This is a genomic window from Chamaesiphon sp. OTE_20_metabat_361 (assembly GCF_031364565.1).
Map to the genome: position 1 here is coordinate 1 of NZ_JANLWO010000599.1, position 2,279 is coordinate 2,279.

General features: G+C 50.6%; 2 protein-coding genes and 1 pseudogene. 1 reads left to right on the top strand and 2 read right to left on the bottom strand.

The genetic code is table 11. The features are described 5' to 3' along the window. Positions 1-199: pseudogene (locus RMO35_RS17175) on the bottom strand (Uma2 family endonuclease); the annotation flags it as partial. A 51-nt stretch (positions 200-250) separates the two neighbouring features. Continuing rightward, positions 251-982: an HAD family hydrolase gene (locus tag RMO35_RS17180; protein WP_309742533.1), complete on the bottom strand. Its 732-nt coding sequence runs from the start codon at positions 980-982 to the stop codon at positions 251-253. A 640-nt stretch (positions 983-1,622) separates the two neighbouring features. Here RMO35_RS17180 and lpxC point away from each other — a divergent pair. Beyond that, positions 1,623-2,279 (top strand): UDP-3-O-acyl-N-acetylglucosamine deacetylase (lpxC, locus tag RMO35_RS17185; RefSeq protein ID WP_309742534.1); only part of this gene is annotated, 657 nt, incomplete at its 3' end.

The window sequence follows — 2,279 nt, forward strand, 5'->3', positions numbered from 1 at the left end:
GCCAACCCATAATATTGCTGTGAGGTTCGCCGTGACTTCTAAAACGTAGTGCCGCAGCCATATAAACAATTCCTTCAATTAATTCAGCTTTCTTATTCTGGGGCATCGTATCATAGCGACGCTCGAACTCGTAGCGAGTGAGTCTATCGCCATTTTCTAGCGGTGGGATAAGCCGAGACTGGAAGGGTGTTTTAACCATTGCGGTTGCTGGGTTAAGAGTGTACGAGACGTATCTCAATTATAGGAGCGACTAGCTGCTAATTTGTAACTGGGATAACTGCTCGATCGACACATCAGCCCCAGTCAATGCTTGACTAAATCGACCCCAGGAGATGCCGATACAGCCTGCTGCACCGCCTTGAGAACCCATCATCATATCCCAGGTACTGTCACCAATCATCAGGGTTTGGGCGGGATTGACGCCGAGTTCTTGACAGGCGAAGTGAAACAGGCGCGGATCGGGTTTGGCGAACTGGAGATCGGAGCCTAAAAGCACCTGAAAATAAGGCTGTAACTTGTGATAGTGAGCAAATTTGACGACTTGGCTAGTCGTGGCGGCGGAGACGATGCCCAATTTTAACCCCGCACTTGATAACGACTCGATCGCGGATTGACAGCCGGGAAACATGGCATTGGGCGTAGATTCCATGACTCGATCGACTTCATCGAATGCTCCTTTGACGATCTCCAATGCCGCACTCCAGCTTCGCCCCGTTTCAGCGATATACGCCGCTGCGGCAATTTCATTTTCGTAGCGACTACCCACCGCTTGCAATCCGGCGGGATCTAGCCCCCGCTCGGTGACACCAAACGCCATCAGCAGGGGTTCGCCGACACCGGGGATTTGGGCATCGATCAGGCGAGCGCGTTTTTGGGAGAGGTTGCGGAGATAATTGCCAGAGTCTTCGAGGGTACCGTCTTTATCAAAAAGAATGGCTTGAATATCGGTAAATTTGTGGTTCAGGCAGTCGATCGAAATCATGGGAAAGCTGTAAATAGTTGGTACTGGGCGATTTTATAATTATCATACTTGCTACCTAACGTGAGTTTTGGTTAAGAAATGCCTGGAGACTGGAAGTCTCGGCTGGTGGTGCAAAGTCCGCCTACGCGGAAATAGTATCCTAGTCCGCGTAGCGACGCGCCATACGTAGGCTTTGCCGAGGGTTTAGCGCGTCAGCGACGAATTATGCGGAGGACTCCTCCGCATAATTCGTCAAGACAAGACAGGCGGACTTTGTAATATAGCAACCGCCATGCTTGTTAGGACATATCAGATCCCCGACTTCTCAAAAGAAGTCGGGGATCTAGCCTCACAAACGTCCTCACAGCCCTGGCGAATACTATGCTAGCCCCGATTTTAATCGGCGGCGGGACTCGAATGAAGCAAATATTCTCATCCCAGACTCACGTTACCTAGATGAAATCGAGATTGCCATGCTCTTTTCACAGTAGCTATTTTTCGAGATCGCAAAGCCGCACTAATTGCTGCCTTTGAGTGTAAGCTTTTGAGTACGAGTGAGCCTGCAAGAATACTATCCGTAAAAAGTATTAAAACTAGAGCGATCGTGCCATAATTGACACCGCTCGACTCTTGAGTTTCGACACCTTTACCCACTCGTGTAATGTCTATCTCGAAAATTTGTGAAGTTCGCGGGGTCGGATTGCATTCTGGCGAGACTACCTCCGTCAAAATTATGCCGACAGATCCTGGCAGGGGTCGTTACTTTGTTCGCGTCGATCTGCCCGATGCGCCGGAGATTCCCGCACATATTAGCAGTGTCAGTCAAACTACCCTGTCTACGGAGCTGAGTGCTAATGGGGCATCCGTGCGAACTGTCGAACATCTACTCGCAGCATTAGGCGCACTGGGCATCGAGGATGCTCGGATCGAAATCGATGGTGCCGAATTGCCCCTCCTAGATGGCTCGGCTGGAGTTTGGGTTGCCGAACTGGCTCGATCGCGATCGGCACCATTAGCGGTCGATTTAGCTACCGCTGGCGTGTTGACCGAACCCGTGTGGATCTACCAAGAAGATCTCTTCGTGGCGGCAGTGCCTTCACCAGTATTGCGATTTACATACGGTATCGATTTTGACGTGGCACCGATCGGCAATCAGTGGCACAGTTGGCAACCGGGTAAAGATGACTTTATTAGTCAAGTTGCGCCCGCGCGTACCTTTGGATTGGCACATCAGATCGATCGATTGCGATCGGCGGGTTTGATTAAAGGCGGTACTTTGGAAAACGCCCTCGTCTGCGATGAAAATCAATGGTTGAAT